This is a genomic window from Delftia sp. WY8 (genome assembly GCF_018437695.1).
GTDB lineage: Bacteria > Pseudomonadota > Gammaproteobacteria > Burkholderiales > Burkholderiaceae_C > Comamonas > Comamonas tsuruhatensis.
Map to the genome: position 1 here is coordinate 4,370,701 of NZ_CP049795.1, position 19,847 is coordinate 4,390,547.

Consider the following 19,847-nt stretch of genomic DNA (forward strand, 5'->3'; position numbering starts at 1 on the left):
GACCGATAGGATCTCCTTTGCATCAATCGGCAATGCAAATAAAGAACACACTTGCTGAGTTTGAATATCAAACGGAAATTGTTCGTTTAAGCGACTTGATTCGATTGAATGCGAAGAAAGTTAATATCGCGCTAGATGCTGATACTAAGTTTGATGAAATACAGTCGTTGATAAAAATTGGTGATGGGTTGCGGCAAAATTTTGGTCACGATGTTCTTGCAAAGCTTGCCATTGCAAAAATAGGAGCGGATCGTGCACAGCATTTTGGTGCTTTTGAAGATGTAGCCGCGGAATCTGAGAAGGTTGATAATGAAAAAATTAAGCAGCAGAGAATTTGTCATGTAATTGACTCTGTAAAGAATTCTGCTGAACTTGATTTGCTGAGGTTGATATATGGTGACGCCCTTTTTGCTGTAGGAGTATTTTCTCCTTTGGAATTACGTGTGGCGAATTTGGCAAAGCCTGGAAAACTGAAGCATGATGAAATAACGAGGCTAATTGACATAGATTCGGGAGAGGAATTCGATCACGGTCAATCTGTTAGAAACACGTTTCCCCAGTGTGATTTCTTTCTTCGTGTTGATCACGCAGTTGTTGGGCCATCTGAGGCAAAGGCTATTGCGCAGATTAATGAGCGTGTACGACGATTCTTTGATTTAATTTTTAGGACTGTTGTTATCACCCCCACTGCAGAAGAAACGGCGATGTATGCAGCTACATCGGCAGCGCGTAACTCGGCTTGCCTTTCTAGGCAGGTTGGGGCTGCTGTGACTAGCGCTACGGGTGAGCTTCTGGCCGTTGGTTGGAATGATGTGCCTCAAAGCGGTGGAGGGCTTTATGGAATGAAGCCCCTTTCTATGCGTTTGCTTGTTGAGAGCGCCCAAGAAGATCATCGTTGCTTTTCTCAAGTTGGCTCACCATGTCATAACGATAGGGAGAAGGATTCTATTGCGCGTAAAGTCGTTGAAAGCCTGGTAGAAGGAGGTGTTCTGTCTAAAGACGTAACGGACAAGGCTGTACAGACAATATTGGGTGATACTCGCGTGAAAGATTTAATAGAATTTTCACGAGCTGTTCACGCCGAGATGCACGCAATTCTTGCTGCAAGTCGTATTTCAGGTGATCGAGTGGTACAAGGCAAGATTTTCGTAACTACCTACCCATGCCACTCATGTGCTCGCCACTTAGTTGCAGCAGGTATTTCTGAAATTCACTATATTGAGCCATATCGAAAGAGTTTGGCGACTAGGCTTCATGAAGATGCGTTGACGGAATCTTCCGAGGCGCATGGTAAGGTTCAGCTACGGCAGTACGATGGCATCGCGCCGCGGCGCTTCATCGAAATGTTTGAAGGGAGAGGTCGGAAGGAGGCCGGCATGCTAAAATTGCCAAGCCGAACGGAGGCCATGCCCCTAACCCAAGTGAGCCTCAAGGCGATTCCTCGGCTGGAGGAGGTTGTGGTTGCAGAAATTGAGACCAAGAACCTTGAGCTTCCAAGTCTTCTTGCTAGTGAGGAAAACAATGCCAAAGTTACACGATAGACCTGAGCAGTTGCCCCTGCGGCTGTTCGTAGATGTCAGTGTGCAGACGCAGGCTCTTTCCTGTTCGGTGAAGAAGAAAGAGGCTACATCGAAGGGCGGGGCGATGCCGACGCCTCAGGCTGCTTCAGAACACGATATGTCGGTTTACCGACAAATATCTGGTAATTATTTCCGTAGCCGACAGAAGGCCTGATCCAGGATTAGGGTGGAGCAAGCTGTTGCTTGCAGATCGCACGTTCATATGTGCCGACTGGTGCCGGCGCGGTAAGCGGTGAAGTCGTACCTTGCTGTAGCTGCGCTGCCGTCTGGCCGTCTCGTCGCGAGCCTGCACCGGCGTCTCGAACCATAGCTCGTTCAGACACTTGTCGTGGAACATACGGTTGAAGCTCTCGATGCAGGCGTTCTGGACTGCATCGTTGATCATGTGCCGCGCGTCCAGTCCCACCGCCAACGCCATGAAAGCCCGGCTGGTGAACCCCGGCCCCTGATCGGTGCGGATGGTCAGGTGTTAGCGTCGGAAGTGCGCGGCTCGGTCCAGCAAGTGCACGACGTACTCGTCGCCCATCAGTTGTCAATGCCATGACGGTTGCTTATCGAGGGCTAAAGCTCGCCCGGGGACGCTTGGCCTTGCGTCGCTTGCGGCACCGATAGGTTCGCCAGCTTGTACAGGCGCCACACCCGCTTGTAGTTCACCTGCTGTCCCTCCAAGGTCAACAGTTATTGGATGCACTGTTAGCCAAAGTGTCAGTGCCCAGCGCCAATTCGACGATGCGCGTGCTCAGCTTGGCCGCGCAATTGTTCGTGCGGCGCGGATTCTGGCTGTTCGTTCTGGACTATCCGCATAGCGAAAGGCGCTGCGCTCGCTGATGTTCAGTTCCTGAACCCTCTTGGCAGCGGCCTCGCGTCTGGTCTGCATGGTCAGCGCTTTACCTCGAAGCCCACCTTCAACGCTTCAATGTGCAAGCGGGCCGCGGCTCGTATTTTCTTGAGCTTGGCGTTCTCGCCCTCTATCTCGTGCAGCCGCGTGGCTTCGCTGGGTTGCATGCTACCGAACTTGGCACGCCAGGCCGCATCGCTAAAACGACCCACCCAATTGCGGCTTGGCGCATCTGCCTGGAACTGGCTGTCAAGCACGTTGTCGGCGAAGGCGCTGCGCTCGCCAAGGTCTTTGGGCAGGCCTCGGCGACGAGGCCGTGCAGGAAGTGCCCGTTCACGCATCAGCCGCTTAATGCGGTGCAGTCCGCAGTGCTCCCCTAATGCCAGCACGCCATGCCACACGCGCCGCCACAGCCATCTTGGCGGCATCAGTCCCGAGGCGTTTGAACGCGCCTCGGCTTGAGGCTGGGGTTTGTCTACCAGACCAGGGGCAGTCCACTCCAAGGATTGGCGGAGCTTGTCTGCTGGACCAGAGGGCAGTCCAGCTCAGCGTTTGCGATTGGACTGAGATAGAACCGAGGCAGCAAGTATTTTTGTCGTTGACGAAGAGCGAGAGTTGTCCAGCGCTGCGGATGCTTTGCCTTCAGTTTTCCCTCCAGTCTGCGCAGAGCCTCCCGATTGACGTAGCGCAGATGCTGCCATGGTCTTCTGAATTCCACTTGAGGACGGGCTTTGAAGAGTTTTCGCAGCAAGGGATGCCACTTTAGGCGAGGTTTGCTTACTATTTTTCCCCATGGAGACGCTCCTTTAAATATTAAATTGGAATGCTTCGACTATTTAATCGCACATATATTCTTCGAACAAGCAATACTTCAATTTAATGAAGAGACACTTGACGAACTTTCACACCACTCTACTTTTCCTTCTTTAATCCAGAAATGAGATTTACATCCATCCTTAAGCCAAATAGATGGATGCAAGCTTGGACGGCCTTGAGCATCAACCGTCAGTTCCCAGCGTGGGCGTGCCTCAGGGATTAGGAGGAGCTCAAGAGATCTACTACAGCCGCACGGGCACTTCATTCCAATACACCAATCTTCACCTTCATCTCGTGCTAGCACGAGGTCTCTTTCCGGCAATTCCTTCGGCAAACTATCGCCTGACACCACTATCAGGCGTCTTCCGGCTGGTGGACTTGCCCAAAATCGGCCCCACCACTTGGAAAATGCCTTTGTTAATCTTTGCGCAGAATTACGTATGAAGGATTTCAACCCTAAATATTTTTTCATTCCGTGGTTTCCGTAGAAAGCGCCGGTATGCCAAGCAAGGGTTCTTGTGCTCCTTTGCCTAGAAAATGGAAGGGATGCGAAGGAAAATATTCCTCGCCAAAGAAATCTTCTTCAGTCGCCGCAAGAGATAATTTTCGGCGGGCATGGCCACTATTTCCATCATGACGGAATGGGTATGCGCGGGCAATGAACTCAAGCACAGCATCCGCTGCTGCCCTCATATTTAGCGAAATTACTGAAGGAGCTTCTTCATTTGCGCCAGGAATATATCCCTCATCAAGTTGCGATTTGTATTGAGCGGCATCCGTTCTTTTTAAGTACTCCCCTCGAATTCCTTGCTGCGTATATACTCCGCGCTCATAGAGCATGGGGGCTCCTGGCCAAACATAGTCCACGCGAGCACATACATCAAAGATGCTCAGCCCCTTTTTCCCTGATCGCGTCGGTATGGTTACGCCCACATCGAAGGCCGGCAACAGGAAAAATGCTGCAATCAAGTCTACGATTTGCCGGCCTTCCTGAGAGTCGACGCAGCTGAATAAAACGTCGGCCTGACAAGCCTTGATGACTGCCGTACGCGAGATGATATTTTCAGGAACAGGCAGGGCAACGTCTGCCCCCCTGTATGAGTCGATAGCACGTCGCATGGAATCCACTTTGAGTACATTCAAGCCGGCATCAGATTCCGTTGAATTCAGTATGCGGTTCAGATTTTTCTGCTCTACACGATCAAAGTCTACCAAGATAATCTGACCAAAACCTAGCCGGGCAAGCTGCTCTGCAACGATCGATCCTGTGCCCGAAACCCCAACCACGCATGCTGACAGTCTTCCCAACTCGTCACGAGATTCGGCGGTAAAGGCCATGGGACGCTTTGCAAACTGACCATCAGCCCACCAGAAATTTAAGTCGTGATGGGCCATCGTCACTACATCGATTATGTGGCACTCCATGGCTTTGGAGTAAATTCGCCCAAGGATTGCACCTGTGGGAACCATAATTGCTGAGCCGTGCAAAGTTTCTATTGCGTGATGCAGGCAGGGAATGACTTCTTGATCACTACTATCGTCCAATTGAGAAAAGCCAAAAAACCCTCCTGGATGTGAGTGCAAGAGAATCAAACTGTCACCAGTTGGCTCAGCTTTATCGATCGCAGCTTCGACGGCGACGCCAGGCCACTTAAGGAAGTCAGCATGGCGCTGACATTGTGAGTGGGGTACAAGGACGATGTCGTGTGCAAGAAGGCGTGTTCGATTTCCGGCGACTCTGGAGCAAACCAGAATCGCTGCGGCCTCGAGTCCGTCGCCTGGAAAAAGGTGCTTGCGCGCGCGCTCATACACCTCATGCGTCAACGTTAGACACGAGGCCGGCATCATTGCTGGACCTCCTTCAGCAAAGATGTTTCAACGAGTGCAAGATGCGTGATCAAGTTGTCGACGCCAGGGCGCCACTGAGAAGCGCCGCCACGGTGACGGGACCAGCGTTGAAATTGCATCCCCGAGACCACGACACGCGCTTCGGTTGCCGGTATCCCAGCTCCGCTAGAGAGCGTCGCTTGCGGAAACAGATAAAACATGTCGACCTCAGACATGGGGTATGTTTGAGGAATGTTCAGCGCCAACTGCACCACGGAAGGCGAGTACCCTTCAGGCAGCTGATATTGAGGCAGGATGACCCAACGGGTTTCCCCTTGAACCACCGCTTGCCAACCTGGGTAGTGGGTGTTGAGATGGAGTTCATCACCCTCCGGGAGCCGAAACTGGCGCAGCAGATGCACGCCTTCCCCATTGTTGATCTCATTGGGTGAAACCCGCAGCTTCTCGATTCCGGGTGTGGTCAAGTCGATGTCGTCGTCCAGGGTCAAGGCCCGTTTGGGCTGGTCTTTCACCTTCAAAAAGATCTGCCACCCTTTGTCGAGGTTGATGCCTGCGACAGCCAGCGCATCACGGACTTTCACAGTCGAAGTCCGGAAACCGAAGAAGTCATCCTGGATTTTCAACACCCAGCGGGTGAAGAGCTGTTCTACCCCAGCCGCTCCCAACTGCACAATTTCATCATCGTCCAGCAAGCGATCTTCCTCGCGCTCGAGCGAAAGGTAGAAGCTCTTAGATGGAGGCAAGTTTGCTAGCTTGCGCAAGATCTTTACCGGAACGCTGGAGGCTGGCCAGTCGTATCGCAGGCCATCGACCGTCAGCCGCAGCAGGGCATCGCTTTCGCAGACGATGAACCGGTTCTCACCATTTTTGAGGCGAGCTACCTCGGTCGGGCTAATGTCCTCAACACCATGATCCAACCACTGAAGGACGCAAACCTGAGGTTCAGGATTGAATCCGGCTGCAAGCGCGATCTGCGTCCCTGTAGGAGTTCCATCGTCAAGGTGGACGGTACGCAGTTCCAGGTCAAGGCCGCAGACATGGATTTGTTGCCCCTGGCCGGGGCGGGTATCTTCATGCGAAACCATTTTGGTTCCTTTTCTTTAAAAAACTTCTTCTAGTGATGTGGGAAATTCCCACATCGCCCTGCAGTTTTCCAATGAAAAGTTGACAACCTCATGCGCTCAGCACGACACTCTTGGCTTCCACACCGAACGAGCGCGATCGCGTGAGTTCACTCAGGGGGTCAACCTTCACTGGTTTGACCCCTTGTTTCATTTTGCTGCGTTCATCTCACCCTCCATGTCAGTACTAGTCACGCATGCCATCGCATGTGCTCTAGGTTGACATTATAGGGTTGCGCCCGCATGTGTCAACGGGGAGCACATTCCTTGTCATGTGCCCCTTGTTGACATGTCAGCGCGGTTGACATGGCCGCTTGTATTGACTAGATTTTGTTCCAGAGGAGCCGTTGACGTGATTGAAGAGAGCGGTCTGTACGTTGCCTTGGGTGAGAACATTCGTTCTCGCCGGTTGCTTGCTGAGCTGACGCAGGCCAAGTTGGCTCAGCAGGTCGGTTTGGAGCGTACTTCGATCACCAACATTGAGAAGGGTACGCAGAAGGTTCCACTTCATGTTTTGCTGCGCATCTGTGAGGCTCTTGATGTCAACGTCGCTAGCCTGCTGGAGGCGCTACAGCGAGAGGCGGTTTCCGAACACCAAAAGTCCGAGATTGACGGACCGTCGCTCATGGCTGAGCTGAGTTCTGCTGGCAGTCCATTGTTGGGAAGCGCCATCGCACGCGTCTTGGCACCGACTTGAGGGGCACATGTCTCACACAGTAAAGACTATTGAACAGCGCGCGCAGGAGCTTCTGCGAGGTGCGCGTGTGACTAGTACGCCGGTCGATCTATCGAAGATCGCGCATTTCTGCAATGCAGAAATTCATTGGGAGAAGATGGAAGCGGATGTGTCAGGTGCGCTTGTCGTGCGCGGTCACGAGCGGCACATCTTTGTTAATCAAGAGCACCCCGAGGTCCGGCAGCGTTTCACGATTGGCCACGAGTTCGGCCACCTGATCCTCCACGATACAGGTGACAGGATGATCGTAGATAAGGACCTGCGCATATACCAACGCGTTGGTGAAGCTTCATCGTTCGCTTACACCGCTGTTGGAGCAACGACCACGCCCCAGGAGGAGCGTGAGGCAAACATGTTTGCCGCTGCGTTGCTGATGCCTGCGCCTGTGATCGCTGCAGAAGCTTTGGTTCGGGATATTTCTGATGAAGATCAGATGCAGAGCTTGGCCCAAGAGCTCAAAGTTAGCTTGCAGGCACTCTTGATTCGACTTCAGCAACTCAAGGTCATCGAGAGCACCTTGGGAGCGCCACTTAAGCAAACAACATTGTTTGACTGAGCTTTGACGAGCCATGAATCGCACCGGGTTTTGAGGAGGCCGATTGGTTTAAGTTGACACCTCTGCCGAGGTGTCGCTGACGGCTAGTTGCCTCCAGTAGTTTGCCTCAGCTTCTGCCGGAGGGATGCCCCCAATCGGCGTGAGTAGTCGGACATGGTTGAACCAGTGCACCCACTGCAAGGTGGCCAGCTCCACGGATTCCCTGGTCTTCCAGGGGCCCCGGCGGTGAATCAGCTCGGCCTTGTACAGACCGTTGATGGTCTCGGCCAGCGCGTTGTCGTAGCTGTCACCCCGGCTGCCCACCGAGGGCTGTATGCCCGCCTGGTCCAACCGTTCGGTGTAGCGGATGCTGACGTATTGACTGCCCCTGTCGGAATGGTGCGTCAAGGCATGGGCTGCTGGCTGGCGGGCATACAGCGCCTGCTCCAGCGCATCCAGCACGAAGTCCGTTTGCATGCTGCGGCTGACCCGCCAGCCCACGATGCGCCGGGCGTACACATCCACCACGAAGGCCACGTACAGCCAGCCCTGCCAGGTGGAGACGTAGGTGAAGTCCGATACCCACAGCTCGTTGGGACGGCTGGCCTTGAAGTGCCGGTTGACGTGGTCCAGCGGGCACGGCGCTGATGTGTCAGGCGTGGTGGTACGTACCGCCCTGCCACGGCGAGCCCCTTGCAAGCCCATGGCACGCATCAGTCGCTCCACAGTACAACGTGCCACCGGGATGCCCTCGCGGTTCATCTGCAGCCAGACCTTATCGGCCCCGTAGACCTGCCAGTTGGCATGCCACACGCGCTGGATGTCCGCCTTCAAGCACTCGTCACGCTGGGCGCGTTGACTGCGCAGTTGCGGGTTACGTTGCCGGGCTGCGTGGCGCCAGTAACACGATGGGGCCATCTGCAGCACCCGGCAGATGGGCTCGACCCCGTAGTCGTCACGGTGGCGGTCGATGTAGTTCTTCAAGACTTCAATCGGCGGTCGAGCTCCGCCTGCGCAAAAAACGCGCTGGCCGTCTTCAGGATGTCGTTGGCCCGGCGCAGCTCCTTGACCTCACGTTCCAGCTCCTTGATGCGCTGGGCTTCTGACGTGGTGGTACCGGCACGCTGGCCGCTGTCGACCTCGGCCTTCTTGACCCAATCGTTCAAGGTCTGCGGCACGCAGCCAATCTTGGGGGCTATTGATTCAATGGCTGCCCACAGCGAAGGGTAGTCGGCTCGGTGCTCCTGCACCATGCGTACGGCACGCTCGCGCACCTCGGGCGAGAACTTGTTTGACTTGGTCATAGCTCCATCTTCTCAAGTGTTGGAGCCTCCTCAAAACCCGGGGCGATTCAGTAGGGTAGGCGTCCGGTGAAGCTAGCGGCAGCTCTTTGTAACGTCCAGATGAGCGATTCCTTGTGTAGCGACTTCTTTCGGAATACTCTATTGAAATGCCAGAAGTGGACAGCCTATTTTCCGAGTATCAGCTCCTGTGCTGGCTGCCTGACGAGACACTGTTCAGTCTTGTTAGCCGTCATCACCAGTTGTGGGGACACGTCACATCTGCTCAAACATGCCAACTGATCTTCGGCCGTGCACGTGCCGGTACCCATCATGATTTAGAGTGGCTAACACCACTTCGTCACAGGCCCCCGCAGAGCAGTTATGCTCGCTGCCCTCATGGCAAGACGACCCGTTAGCAAAGAACTGTGGCGACAGCTACAACCCCTGATCCCAGCCTTCGTGCCTTCTGCCAAAGGCGGTGCGCGCAAGCTCGCAGTCAGCGATGAGGCCGCCCTCAACGGCATCTTGTTCGTGCTGCAAACAGGCATTCCATGGGAAGACCTTCCCCAATCCCTGGGCTACGGCAGCGGCATGACTTGCTGGCGGCGCCTACGCGACTGGAACGCCGCTGGTGTCTGGGAGCAGCTGCACCAGGCCATGCTGACTCGCTTGCGTGAACATGACCAAATCGATTGGAGCCGGGCCAGCATTGATGGCTCCTCGGTACCAAGCCCCCGGGGGGCCAGGAAACGGGCCCAAACCCCACGGACAGAGGCAAGCTCGGCTCCAAGCGGCACATCGTCGTAGATGCCAGAGGCATCCCGCTGGTGATCTTGGTCAGCGGCGCGAACCGGCACGACTCCAAGATGTTCGAGAGGTGCGTGGACGCGATTCCTGCGATTGCTGGCCTGCCAGGACGTCCCCGTAGAAGACCGGCAAAGCTGCACGCCGACAAAGGCTACGACTTCAAGCGATGCCGAGCCCACCTGAGGCAGCGGGGCATCATTGGCCGAATTGCCAGACGAGGCATTGAGAGCAGCGAGCGGCTGGGCAAACACCGGTGGGTGGTGGAGAGGACGCACAGCTGGTTTGCAGGCTTTGGCAAGCTGCGAATCCGCTTTGAACGACGGCTGGATATCCACGAAGCGCTGCTGAAATTGGCGGCAGCGATCATCTGCGCGCGCTTCGTGGATCGGTGGTGTTAGCCAGTCTTATCCAATAGTCTTGGTGCCTTCGCGCAGCGCACAAACGGTTTGCTTGGCGACGTAAATTCCGTTGCGAGAGAGCGGACTCTACTTAAATTCTACGCAGCCTTCGTTCCACAAAGTGAGACTGAAAACGCAGTAGCGTGCATGTCCAGTAACAGCGTAGCCTATTTGAAGCTGCGCCTTGGCATCCTCACAAGCCGATTTCGCGCTAACCATCCGCTAAAAGCCTGTTCCCAATGCATGGAGCAGGACATCCGCGAGACCGGGTGGGCCTATTGGCATCTGAAGCACCAGTTCCCAGGTGTATGGATGTGCACGACACATAAACAACAACTGTTGCTATCAACCCTCAAAGCCAATGGGGTAAAGCGTTTTCAATGGCTTTTGCCTCACTGGAGTGAATTGAATCCTGCCAGTTTGGTGACCGGCGAGACCGCCTCGTCTTGCGTGTTACTGAGCCTTGCAGAACTCATTGAGGCCCTTGTCCAAGCAGCGGTACACCAGCCTTTGTTGTGGAGAGAACTGCACGAGGTCTACCGTCAAGAACTACGGCTGCGTGGATGGACTGCTGGTGTTGCCAGCTTGCGTACGGCTCAGATCGCGGCGGCCTTCCTCGACTACTGCAAGCCGCTGAGGTGCATTCCGGAGTTTGCCGCGCTGGCGGAAGATGGAGTAGCTATGGCGACACAGTTAGGCCGATTGCTGAGACCTCCCCGATGTGGCACCCACCCACTGAGGCACCTACTGCTTATCCATTGGCTGTTTGGCGATGTCCAACGCTTTGACGTCGCACTGAAATCTGAGAGTCTCAACAACCACCCGCCCACTCATGAGGGTGTTCCGGCCACAGTGCCCGTTGTTGACCCCCGAGTTACCCACCTCTGCAGTCTCATTCAGCAGGAGGGGCAATCTGTGCGCAGAGCTGCAGGCTTGGTTGGTGTCGATACGCATACAGCGCTCGTGTGGGCTGCAAAGGCTGGAATAGCGATTTCACGCCGCCCACAGAAGCTGTCTACAGATGTCCGTGCCGGCGCAAGCCGTGACTTGCGCCGCGGGAATGACAAAGAGCAAGTGGCATTTCGAGCGGGTGTCTCAGTCGGGACCATCACTCGATTGCTGCTCAGCGACGTAACTCTGCATGCAGACTGGTCTGAGGCGCGAAGAGAACAAGCGAGATCCCAGTCGCGAGCACGATGGCTCCAGCTGTTGCAGTTATCGGGAAGTCTCGGGATTAAATGGATGCGCCAAATGGACACGCGCACCTACACCTGGCTCTATCGAAACGACCGCGCCTGGTTGGATGCTCACAAGCCGGCGCCTCTTCCCCAGCGTTCAAGGTCCCTCCCGGTTGACTGGGCAGCTAGAGACGAACGACTAAGCGGCTTGGTCCGTGAAGCAGCGCTGCGTCTCATGGAGGAGCGGGGCGTGCGGCGTATCCAATTTTGGCAGTTGTGCCAGCAAATACCTGATCTCCGAGCAAAGCAGGCTGCTTTGCACCGGCTGCCCCGCACCCTTGAGGCCATCCAGGCGGCAATGACTGCACACGTGCCATCTCAGGACCTTTTGCGCTGAGTCAACCCAATTGCACTCGCGTTTTGAACTTGATATGCATATATGTATTAATGTATGCTTAATGCATGATGGAAACGGAAGTGAGAGTACGCGCAGCCAACGCGCGACGCATCTGCACGGCGCATGGAATCGCCCAAGCCGACATCGCTGCTCATGTTGGGGCCAGTCAATCGCAGGTCAGTCGCATCCTCAAAGGGGAGGGCATCAGGGCTTCCCGACTGTTTGAAGAGGTTTGTCTTTTCGTTGAACGGTTCGAGGGCGGCATCAGTGCAGATGCTGTGCGCGGCAATCGGGAACTGATTGAGGCACTTCAAGCCACATGGGATGGCTCCGCTTCACATGCCAAGGCTCTCGCGGCGGTGATTCGGTCGTTGGCGATTTTCAGACCTACTTGACCATGAACGGAGACAGCCCATGAACATGCTTGTTCAACCAGCACCTTTGCCGGAAGAAATGGATCGCGGCTATCTGGGACGGATCATGCGGATCAATGGTTACCGTTCCCCAAAGGACATGGTCGAAGCGATGGCCGGGCACTTTGGTAAGGAAGGGAAGACACGCCGTGAAGTCACAACGCACGAGCTTCTAAGCCGGATGGCGGGAATGACTACCGAGCACTTTGCGCAGCGTCACACGACCATGCCGCTTCGCCGGGGGATTACCTCCTATCTTCCAACGCTTGTGCATGGCGCTGCTGAGCGCACAAGTCTGCTATACGTCAGTGGCACCTTGCGAAAGTATCCGGCGGCCTTCTTCTGCGAGGAATGTGTGAGGGCAGATATGTATTTTCACGGGACGAGCTATTGGCGCCGAGACTTGCAGACTCCAGGCCAGCTGTGGTGTCCCAAACACGAGGAACCGCTGAGCTTTGCTGCCGGAGCGGATCCCTTCCTTACTTCCCCTGCCGAATATGGTGGGAAGTTAGGGAAAATACCCCTGGACTGGGTGACGCCTGCCATTCGCAATGTTCAGGTGGAGCGGTTCTTAGATCTGGCTACCGCGCTCTATGATCGGACTTCTCCTCTCGATGTTGCCCTCATTACTCCACTTCTCCGCGATATGGGGAGCGCGCAGGGTTTCAAGGCCAACGCTTGCTCGAAAAAAGGTGCGTTGATCAGTGACCGGATCAAGGAGCTATTTCCAGAACAGTGGCTGAGCACCGTGTTTCACGAAGTGGTCAAAAAATCTCCAGGAACTTACCTCCACCAAGTGGATGGAACCCTTTATCTACGAAAATCTGCCTCGTCCGTAATTGCCTACTTGCTGGTGCTGTCGATGCTGTTTGAGAGCGCAGACCAAGCAGTATGTGCATTGGCTGAAGCCAGCAATGGGAAAGTGCTGCCATTGTGGCGGTCACGGTTCGAGAAACCAAATATTCCAGACGCGCATGAGCTATTTGACCAGTATGTAGCCGCGAAGGGCGGGCATTCAGTGGTCGCACAGCTGCTGGGGTTGCCTCTTCATACCGTACGAAAAGCCCTGTGTGATCTCGGTTTACCAAACTTACCGGAGTGGGATGAGACATCGGACGTTGGAGCAGTCATTGCATTGAAAGCGTACTATTTAGACAAGCTTTCCTATACCTCTTGTCTTGAAACCTCCGGTATGACCGAGACGCGCTTTGATGCGCTAATGCGTCGGTGCGGCCCTAAGATGGCAATCGCCCTTGAGCGAATGAGTCCGAAGATTAGCATCAGACCACGGGCGCGCCAAGCGAAAGGTCAGCTGCCTTCAATACAGAACGAGGCGGCAATCAATTGAAAAATATTTTATACCTGAGAAACCTTACTCCAGAACTGAGCCCAGAAGCTGTGATCTCGAGATGAAAGATCTTCGTATAATGCTAGGCGCTCTGGATCATTGCTGCGCAGTGCGGCTATGGCGGGACTAATAGGGGCGAGATAGCTTTCTGCAGCGATCTGGAAGTCCGTAATGCGAATATCGTCGTCGCTTCGTTCGAAGGCCACCCGATGCGCAGCGATCCATAAGGCGATAATCAAACGTTGCACACCCGCAGTTATATTGAGGATAGTATCCTCCAACTCCTTTGTGACGGGCAGTGGTTGAGCTACGAATTGGTAAAGCGCGAGTGTTGGTAAAAAGTGTTTTCGGAACGTTGAATCGTTTTCACCCCAAAAGTGCTTAAATGCGTGATGACCAGATGTGACAATGCGCTCTGCGTTGCTAAGACGTTTGGTGAGTGCTCCAATGCCGTCTGGCGTGCCTGAAACGAGCAACGGAATTTGCCACTCGTTCAGAGCGGAGAGAATCCACTTGAGCGATTGGTCTTCGATGATTCTAAGCTCCGGATGTGGATCTCCCGCTTTGCGTTTTCTACGTTGATCGAGGCTCGATAGTTTGAAGAAATTTTGAACCTCATCCAAGTGCAGGAAACCGAGGAAGTGACTCGACGCGACCTGGCGCCACTCGTCCAACATCCTCGGGCCATCGCTCCAGTTGCCAGAGAGAGTCTTGTCGAAGCGTGTGCTGCCCGTTGCTCTTTTCCATGCGGTCATGAGGGTGGCAGCAAGTTCATTGGCTTTTCCACTGGCGGGGACGTTAAGAGACAGCCAAACTACCTGCTGCAGCCCATTGACCATCCGAAAGAATGAGGAATGCTGGATGATCTGGGGGTATGTATTTAGGCATCTACTTATGGCCTGAGTTTTTCCAGAACCGGAAACACCAACAACTGCCGCGCCATAGGTTGGTACATTAACCGGAGGCTTGTAGTGAGGATCCTCTCCACTAATCCTGCTCCACGTGCTTGATGATGATGGATGAATGTGGTCATAGTTTTGCCGGATCATTATGTCCATCGTTTCATACAACTGCAACTCCTCCATGCTGGGTATGTGCATATCTCGTACTGTCATCAGCATATGCAGCCGGATGTGACGTGGAATAGATCCAATATCCTTGGGAGGCCGAGGTGGGAGGTTTAGCAAGAGTTTGGCGATTTCTTGCCGAGATCGTATGATTCCTAGCTGCTCAATCAGTTTGTTTCCGGCATAAGGATCGTGAATGATGGCGGGCATGGGGGTCTGCTTAGGCATTTTGCGAATCCTTATTCATGATTGCAAGCAAGTCATTCATCATCGTGTCGTAATTTGACTTGGACTGAGCACGCGCTTGAGAGGAGCCTTTGACCTCACCAGTCATCGATTGACTCGCGAAATCAATTTCAAGAGCACGTGCTTCACGTATCGAGGGGGTGAGTCCTTTGGTTCGTTGACGGGCGGCGCGTGTCTCTTCAAAGGCATGATGGCGAATGAGCTCTTTACGGCGATAGCCAAGGAGTGCTTCCTCTACGCGTCTATGCGCTATATCCGCCGCCTTGAGCTTTTGATAGGTAAATGTATCTATGACTTCATCATGAGTAAGGGACGGGTCAGCCCGAGTGTGATCTGAGATAGATAGATCAATCATGCCTTTTTCGGATTCATGAGATGTCCAGATTCGAGAGACAGATCCTGGATAATAATTAATCGGGATATCCCAGCTGCCTTTTACTGAGCGTGCGCGAGTGCTCCACTGTTTTTCTTCTATGATTGGTGCGCTATAGACATTGGTGCGAAATATGATGCCATTTCGCGTTACTCGCGCTGTGTCATCAGGTAAAAGTTGGGTAATTACTTCGGCCTGTGATTGCGCGCGTGAGAAGCCGACTCCCATCGCATGGCCCCAGTGCCACAGTCCGGCAGGGCTGGGGAAAACACCATCTGCAATCATATGTGCGTCCAAGCGCTTGCTACGGTCTGCGGATAGATTGTAGACATAAAAGCATTCGTGTAAAAAATGCATGTACTGGCGCACTGACATTATTGCAGCCGCGGGGTTCGATCGGCGAAGATCATATTCCCGACGCCGAGCATCCATTGCGCCTGGTAGGAAGTGATATTGAACGTTTTTCATGATGCGATGCATCACTTCTACGACTCCTTTTAAGTCTGGGCGAAACGGTGGTGTATAGCTGAGCGTGGTTTTAAGAGCCATGCCTGTTGCCTTCGCACGAAGAGAAAGGTACTCTCCTCGATCACAGAGTAATCTTGCAGGAAGCGTTGGTGTGGGATAAAGCGACTGCCTCATTTCATATCCCCACAAATCACTTAAAAGAGCGGAAGGTGCGACTGAGTTGAAGAGGCTCACTTGGGCCGTGTCCCAACTTGGGCCGGTGAGACAAACATAAAATCCAACAACAGCCGTAGAAAAAACGTCTACGATCACATATACGATTGGTCGGCCAATAATCCAGGAGGGATTTATCGAAGATCTAAGATATACGTCGCCTATCGTCGAGTCTATTGCATAGATTTGTCCTGGTCCCTCGGATCCCTCCCATGAAACTCCAGTTAATCCTCGAAGATTTCTTTGAAAATGTCCTTTAGTGGTTTTTTCGCGTATCAGCTCGATATCCCCAATTCCACTGGTGAGCACTCGCTTTACTTGTGCATAGTTCGGATACTGACCTTTTTTTAGTTCAACTGCTACTATATTGCCATTGTCATCAATTCGCATTGCATTGCTGAATTGATCTGCTATGATGCGTGTGTAGCGCTCTGTCATCGGTGGTTTAGGTGTCGGAATGAGCTTATCTGCGGAAATTATTTTAAATCTCCAGATGGTACTCATTCCTGGTTGTATTGATTCACCCCAACAACCGAACAATTTATAGGATAATCGTTGAGAGTCGGTTTTTCTACCTGCTTTCTTTCTAATATTATTTGGAGAAAGTTCACGCCTTATGCCTGGTGCGCCGCATTTGTCAAAACGGGTACGAAGGCTGGTTTTGGTGAGGCCAAAAATGCATAGAATCGACCACAGCTTATAAACGTATGAGGCACTTACCTTGTGCTTCTGCATCGCTTGTTTCACCAAGTTCGCAAGATTGCCATAGATCAAAATGCTTTCTTTGAGATTTTCATAGTCAATGAATTGCTCCATAATTTGACAGCGCCTCTCAAAATCTTTGAGTGCTCTAGGCTTCTCAATTTTTTTATAATAAATTCCTGGTAAATCTAGACTAAGAAGAATCAGCTCGTGACTAGCTATAAGCTCGAGAAGATCTTTGCGGAGCACTTTGTATAAGGATCCTACTAAATGAGTGGACGTATAGCGCTTTGTCTGCTTCAGTGCTCCAATACGAGGTCGCCCACCTTTCGGCCTTGCATGCGTTGATTCAGATTTAATCTGTACGCAATAGGTTGTATCAGTTCTGATGTCATCTGCGATTATTCGATAAATTCCTGCCGCCAGTCCATTGGCATCTGTTGTCAGTTTGTAAACTTGGTTATGTATTAAATGCATGCAGACCTCCGTGCCAAGATGGGATTGAAAGAAGAAAATATCTCTCGGGAAACAGAAGCGAGAGGATGGTGGGGCCTCCAGCTTCTGCGGAGGTCAATTGGTAAAAAACCCCGCCAAACTGCCTGCCATAGTGCCCTTTGCGCGCTATAGATATGGTTTCCCCCCCCTAAATGAGACGTTATGCTTTGTATAACATCCGAAAATGGAAGCCAGGGCTCGGATCGTACGACTTGGCATGCAATATCTATTTCCGCTTGGCTGGCGGGGTCGGCATAGCCCCATGGAGAGGTCCTGCGAAGTGTTAAGCTCACGTTCGCATCATATTGGTTCGGCGTAATAAGTAGCCAAGAAACGCCTCGCTGGGCCCAATATGTCTTCTCCAGCATAAGTAGTTCTTTAGAGCGGGTGCTAATAATTTCAGATGGTTTACAGGAAATGGCGAGTAACTCCAGCAAACCACGTTCACTTTGTAGAACTAACAGGAGGTCGGTTGTGCTTGTCCAGTGGCGACTCTGGTCGCCACTGGACAGTTGTGGATGTCTGATTCCTAGCATCTCTGCGATTTCGCGTGTTCCAGGAAATTGATTTGTCTCGAAACCCACATGCCAACGCGAAAGCTCATGCGATGAGCTATCCTGGCTTAGCGGAAACTGTTCAGTAAGATCGACGAGGTTTGGCACCAAGCCCGCAAAATTCAACCCGCTCCATTCTTGGTCACTTAATAGTTCGCGCTGACGATCTCGCCAGACGATCAGATGTGAGCGCCCTATGCTTGATGGATCTCCTCGCGAAACCCTATGCCACGGCGTGTAGTCAGCATAGGTGCCGGTTCCTCGCCCCTCTTTGGAGAATCGTTCGAGGACTGTGGGAGTAAAACGCTTTTCTGTTCGCACGAGTGTTCTCCCTAGGCGGTCGAGGTTCTCCCCGGCCGCCCTAGTGTTCGTGGTGACATAAATCGAATTGCGCGGTCTAAGCTCCCACGCTTGCAGTAGCGTTGGGATGTTTGATTGATGGGGTGTAGGTGCTGGCTAGGCAGCAGAAGGTGCGTAGGTCATCTCACGTCTCCAAGGCTTTTTACAGTTGGACGCCCGCTGGGCTGTCCATGAAACTGCACAAACGAAGACTTGACCCTCCGCTCAAGGGCGGATAAATTTGAGGTGTTGGATGCCTCTGAGGACAAGCTTCTCGGGGTAAGTCGGCTTCGGGGTGCAACCCGAGGCCGACTTTTTTATTGCATGGAATCAATAATTCTATCGATCTTAAAGATTGGTCTATTTCATACCCAAGGCCTCCGCGATGAGTGCACTTTGACCTCGCAAACATTTTCGCCCACCTCTTAGTACCTCATATGTGAGGCGCGGACTGAACCCATGTTGTTTTGCCCAGTCTGACACTGTCACTCCAGCGCGATGAAAGTCTTCGCGCGTAATCGCAACAGGTTTTCCGTCGAGCATGCGCCTCGGAAGATTGTGATGCAGAGATGACATTAATAGCGCACAGATTAGGAATCTAGATGAATAGTACTAGCCTACGGCAAGTGTGTCTATTGAGATTCCAAAAAAAACTATGGCTGGTTCTTTGCTGAGAACTTACTTGGTTTAGTCTGATGTGATATTTTTTTGCTGTTATCTGATCAACGGAAAAATATCGTTTTTGATCTTGTTTTTCGGATGCTTAGGGAGAGGTTGAAAAATACAGAGCGGGCGAGTGTATGAGGTTGGCTAAAAAGAATATAGTGATAGTTGCTTGGTAAAAAATTCCATGGCGACGATCCGTTACATAGCTTTTGAGCTATCAAGTGCCTAAATCGAAATCTATAGGTTTGAGATATTTTTATGTGGTAGTGACTAATGCGGTAGGAAATTTTTCCGCACCAAAGACTTAGATCATCGCCAGAGCAAGCTCAACGATCGGTAACAAGGAGCTGCAACAAAGCATCCTATGGGGGGGCGATAAATTCACAACGGTGCTGCTGTATCAAAATGCTTGGCAAGCATTTCCTGTTGTCTGTCAACTTGATAGTGAAAACGCCAGAGTCTCTACTTCTTGCAATGCATGGAAATGCATCAATGACTGCTTTTTGTTCTAAGAGATCGAATAATTTCTAGGCGTACGGCCTGAGGTAAAAGAGTTGTAAGAGGTGAGGCTTGGCGAAGTTGATTGCCGCGCTCTGACTCTTCGAGCGCAAGAGCCCAGTCCTTGTTCTTGATTATTCGGAACCATTGTTCGCGCAAAGGCTTTGAGCGAGGAGACACATGCTCGTCCCAGCGTATAAGCGTAGCTAGGGCTATGTTAGCTAAAGCAGGTTCGGCATCAAGCAGCTTTACGGCTTCGATGTGGAGCATCAGACTCTGACGGTCCTGCTTGAGGTGATTGTCGCTGGTCATGTATTAACGCAGACTAAACGAAGACTTTTCAGAAATAAGCTCCGCTTTGCATTATCTCGACATTCAGGGTGAGGTATCCGATACCTTCTAAGGTGCTCAGGAGGTGTGCGGGTTGCTCGCCCGCAAGAGCCGGGCATGAGGAGTATAGCCAGCTCCCAACCCATGCCGCAGCATTAAATTCTTCTACTATACCGGATTCTTCAACTATCAGCCTTGCTCTACCTATTAAGCAACAGAGTTTTATTATTCTTTCATTATCCGATATGGGGCTTGGTGATTCTATATTGGAGATCTTATTTTTGTCTAACCTTAGCGATGATTTAATCTGTTCTTCCGTTATGTTCATTCTTTCTGATATATTGGATAGCACCCTAGTATGTAACCCAGAATAAGCTAGGCAGATGTGCATCATCGTCGGCGCTTGTAAAAGCTGACGGCACCATAGATCGTCTATTGAATTCTCTGTGCACAATCCGCGCAAATAATTGAAATCATCTTCAAGTGCTGATTCATGAATCCAAGCGCGTAGAAATTTGGAAGACAAAACAATGCGTTTGTTGCTCATTTTATCGATCTGCATCAAAGAAGCATCCACTGATTCTATTTAATATCAATC

Annotated in this window: 18 protein-coding genes, 1 pseudogene and 1 other annotated feature; of the genes and pseudogenes, 7 read left to right on the plus strand and 12 right to left on the minus strand. The window is 52.3% G+C overall.

Annotated elements, in window-relative coordinates; all coding sequences use genetic code 11:
- Nucleotides 1-32 precede the first annotated feature (32 nt).
- Nucleotides 33-1,541, plus strand: coding sequence for an anti-phage dCTP deaminase (locus tag G4D77_RS20085; RefSeq protein WP_227740890.1), 1,509 nt, complete (start codon nucleotides 33-35; stop codon nucleotides 1,539-1,541).
- Nucleotides 1,542-1,665: 124 nt separating this feature from the next.
- On the opposite strand, the gene G4D77_RS31090 is transcribed toward G4D77_RS20085, so the two are convergent.
- From G4D77_RS31090 to G4D77_RS20110, 5 genes and pseudogenes are all read right to left on the minus strand, one after another.
- Nucleotides 1,666-1,998 (minus strand): integrase core domain-containing protein, encoded by a 333-nt coding sequence (locus G4D77_RS31090; RefSeq protein ID WP_052734029.1) that lies wholly within the window; start codon nucleotides 1,996-1,998, stop codon nucleotides 1,666-1,668.
- 617 nt (nucleotides 1,999-2,615) lie between these two features.
- Nucleotides 2,616-2,825, minus strand: a pseudogene (locus G4D77_RS30910) (IS3 family transposase); the annotation flags it as partial.
- A gap of 464 nt (nucleotides 2,826-3,289) precedes the next feature.
- Complete coding sequence (locus G4D77_RS31095; RefSeq protein WP_227740891.1) at nucleotides 3,290-3,706, minus strand: ubiquitination-like system serine protease family protein; 417 nt, start codon at nucleotides 3,704-3,706, stop codon at nucleotides 3,290-3,292.
- Nucleotides 3,703-5,082, minus strand: coding sequence for a ThiF family adenylyltransferase (locus G4D77_RS20105; RefSeq protein ID WP_080945272.1), 1,380 nt, complete (start codon nucleotides 5,080-5,082; stop codon nucleotides 3,703-3,705). Before G4D77_RS20105 ends, G4D77_RS31095 begins: the two co-directional genes overlap by 4 nt.
- A complete protein-coding gene (locus G4D77_RS20110) occupies nucleotides 5,079-6,167 on the minus strand; it encodes a multiubiquitin domain-containing protein (RefSeq protein WP_046238515.1) in 1,089 nt (362 codons plus the stop codon). Before G4D77_RS20110 ends, G4D77_RS20105 begins: the two co-directional genes overlap by 4 nt.
- Before the next feature lie 388 nt (nucleotides 6,168-6,555).
- Between G4D77_RS20110 and G4D77_RS20115 the strand changes: the two genes are divergently transcribed.
- A complete protein-coding gene (locus G4D77_RS20115) occupies nucleotides 6,556-6,900 on the plus strand; it encodes a helix-turn-helix domain-containing protein (protein WP_052734027.1) in 345 nt (114 codons plus the stop codon).
- A gap of 7 nt (nucleotides 6,901-6,907) precedes the next feature.
- Nucleotides 6,908-7,495 carry an ImmA/IrrE family metallo-endopeptidase gene (locus tag G4D77_RS20120; RefSeq protein ID WP_052734026.1) on the plus strand — a complete coding sequence of 196 codons (588 nt, stop codon included), beginning with the start codon at nucleotides 6,908-6,910 and terminating at the stop codon, nucleotides 7,493-7,495.
- 48 nt (nucleotides 7,496-7,543) lie between these two features.
- Here the strand turns inward: G4D77_RS20120 and G4D77_RS20125 are convergent.
- Nucleotides 7,544-8,778, minus strand: a protein-coding gene (locus G4D77_RS20125) for an IS3 family transposase (protein WP_122974833.1) whose coding sequence is annotated in 2 segments (ribosomal slippage) — nucleotides 7,544-8,496 and nucleotides 8,496-8,778 — 1,236 coding nt in all. Because the reading frame shifts where the segments join, the coding sequence is not laid out codon by codon here.
- Nucleotides 8,384-8,500, minus strand: a sequence feature (AL1L pseudoknot). It overlaps the preceding gene by 117 nt.
- Nucleotides 8,779-9,153: 375 nt before the next feature.
- On the opposite strand from G4D77_RS20125, the gene G4D77_RS20130 reads away from it, so the two are divergent.
- From G4D77_RS20130 to G4D77_RS20145, 4 genes are all read left to right on the plus strand, one after another.
- Nucleotides 9,154-9,962, plus strand: a protein-coding gene (locus G4D77_RS20130) for an IS5 family transposase (RefSeq protein ID WP_085930546.1) whose coding sequence is annotated in 2 segments (ribosomal slippage) — nucleotides 9,154-9,484 and nucleotides 9,484-9,962 — 810 coding nt in all. Because the reading frame shifts where the segments join, the coding sequence is not laid out codon by codon here.
- Between the two features lie 48 nt (nucleotides 9,963-10,010).
- The gene (locus G4D77_RS20135) at nucleotides 10,011-11,537 is read left to right on the plus strand and encodes a TnsD family Tn7-like transposition protein (RefSeq protein WP_154833405.1); all 1,527 of its coding nucleotides are present in this window, start codon (nucleotides 10,011-10,013) and stop codon (nucleotides 11,535-11,537) included.
- Nucleotides 11,538-11,602: 65 nt separating this feature from the next.
- On the plus strand, nucleotides 11,603-11,932 hold the full coding sequence (locus G4D77_RS20140; RefSeq protein ID WP_080945268.1) for a helix-turn-helix transcriptional regulator: 330 nt from the start codon (nucleotides 11,603-11,605) through the stop codon (nucleotides 11,930-11,932).
- Between the two features lie 19 nt (nucleotides 11,933-11,951).
- Nucleotides 11,952-13,298, plus strand: a complete 1,347-nt coding sequence (locus tag G4D77_RS20145) for a TniQ family protein (protein WP_080945267.1) — start codon at nucleotides 11,952-11,954, stop codon at nucleotides 13,296-13,298.
- Between the two features lie 8 nt (nucleotides 13,299-13,306).
- Here G4D77_RS20145 and G4D77_RS20150 read toward each other — a convergent pair whose 3' ends face one another.
- From G4D77_RS20150 to G4D77_RS20175, 6 genes are all read right to left on the minus strand, one after another.
- On the minus strand, nucleotides 13,307-14,575 hold the full coding sequence (locus tag G4D77_RS20150) for an AAA family ATPase (RefSeq protein ID WP_227740892.1): 1,269 nt from the start codon (nucleotides 14,573-14,575) through the stop codon (nucleotides 13,307-13,309).
- A gap of 10 nt (nucleotides 14,576-14,585) precedes the next feature.
- Entirely contained in the window at nucleotides 14,586-16,844 is a 2,259-nt protein-coding gene (locus G4D77_RS20155; protein ID WP_046238520.1) for a TnsB C-terminal domain-containing protein, read from the minus strand.
- Nucleotides 16,835-17,398 (minus strand): TnsA endonuclease N-terminal domain-containing protein, encoded by a 564-nt coding sequence (locus G4D77_RS20160; protein WP_321575573.1) that lies wholly within the window; start codon nucleotides 17,396-17,398, stop codon nucleotides 16,835-16,837. Before G4D77_RS20160 ends, G4D77_RS20155 begins: the two co-directional genes overlap by 10 nt.
- A gap of 717 nt (nucleotides 17,399-18,115) precedes the next feature.
- Nucleotides 18,116-18,331, minus strand: a complete 216-nt coding sequence (locus G4D77_RS20165) for a helix-turn-helix domain-containing protein (RefSeq protein WP_315533295.1) — start codon at nucleotides 18,329-18,331, stop codon at nucleotides 18,116-18,118.
- Between the two features lie 579 nt (nucleotides 18,332-18,910).
- Nucleotides 18,911-19,231, minus strand: coding sequence for a hypothetical protein (locus tag G4D77_RS20170; RefSeq protein WP_046238509.1), 321 nt, complete (start codon nucleotides 19,229-19,231; stop codon nucleotides 18,911-18,913).
- Nucleotides 19,232-19,259: 28 nt separating this feature from the next.
- Entirely contained in the window at nucleotides 19,260-19,796 is a 537-nt protein-coding gene (locus G4D77_RS20175) for a DUF2384 domain-containing protein (protein WP_128422635.1), read from the minus strand.
- Nucleotides 19,797-19,847: the final 51 nt, after the last annotated feature.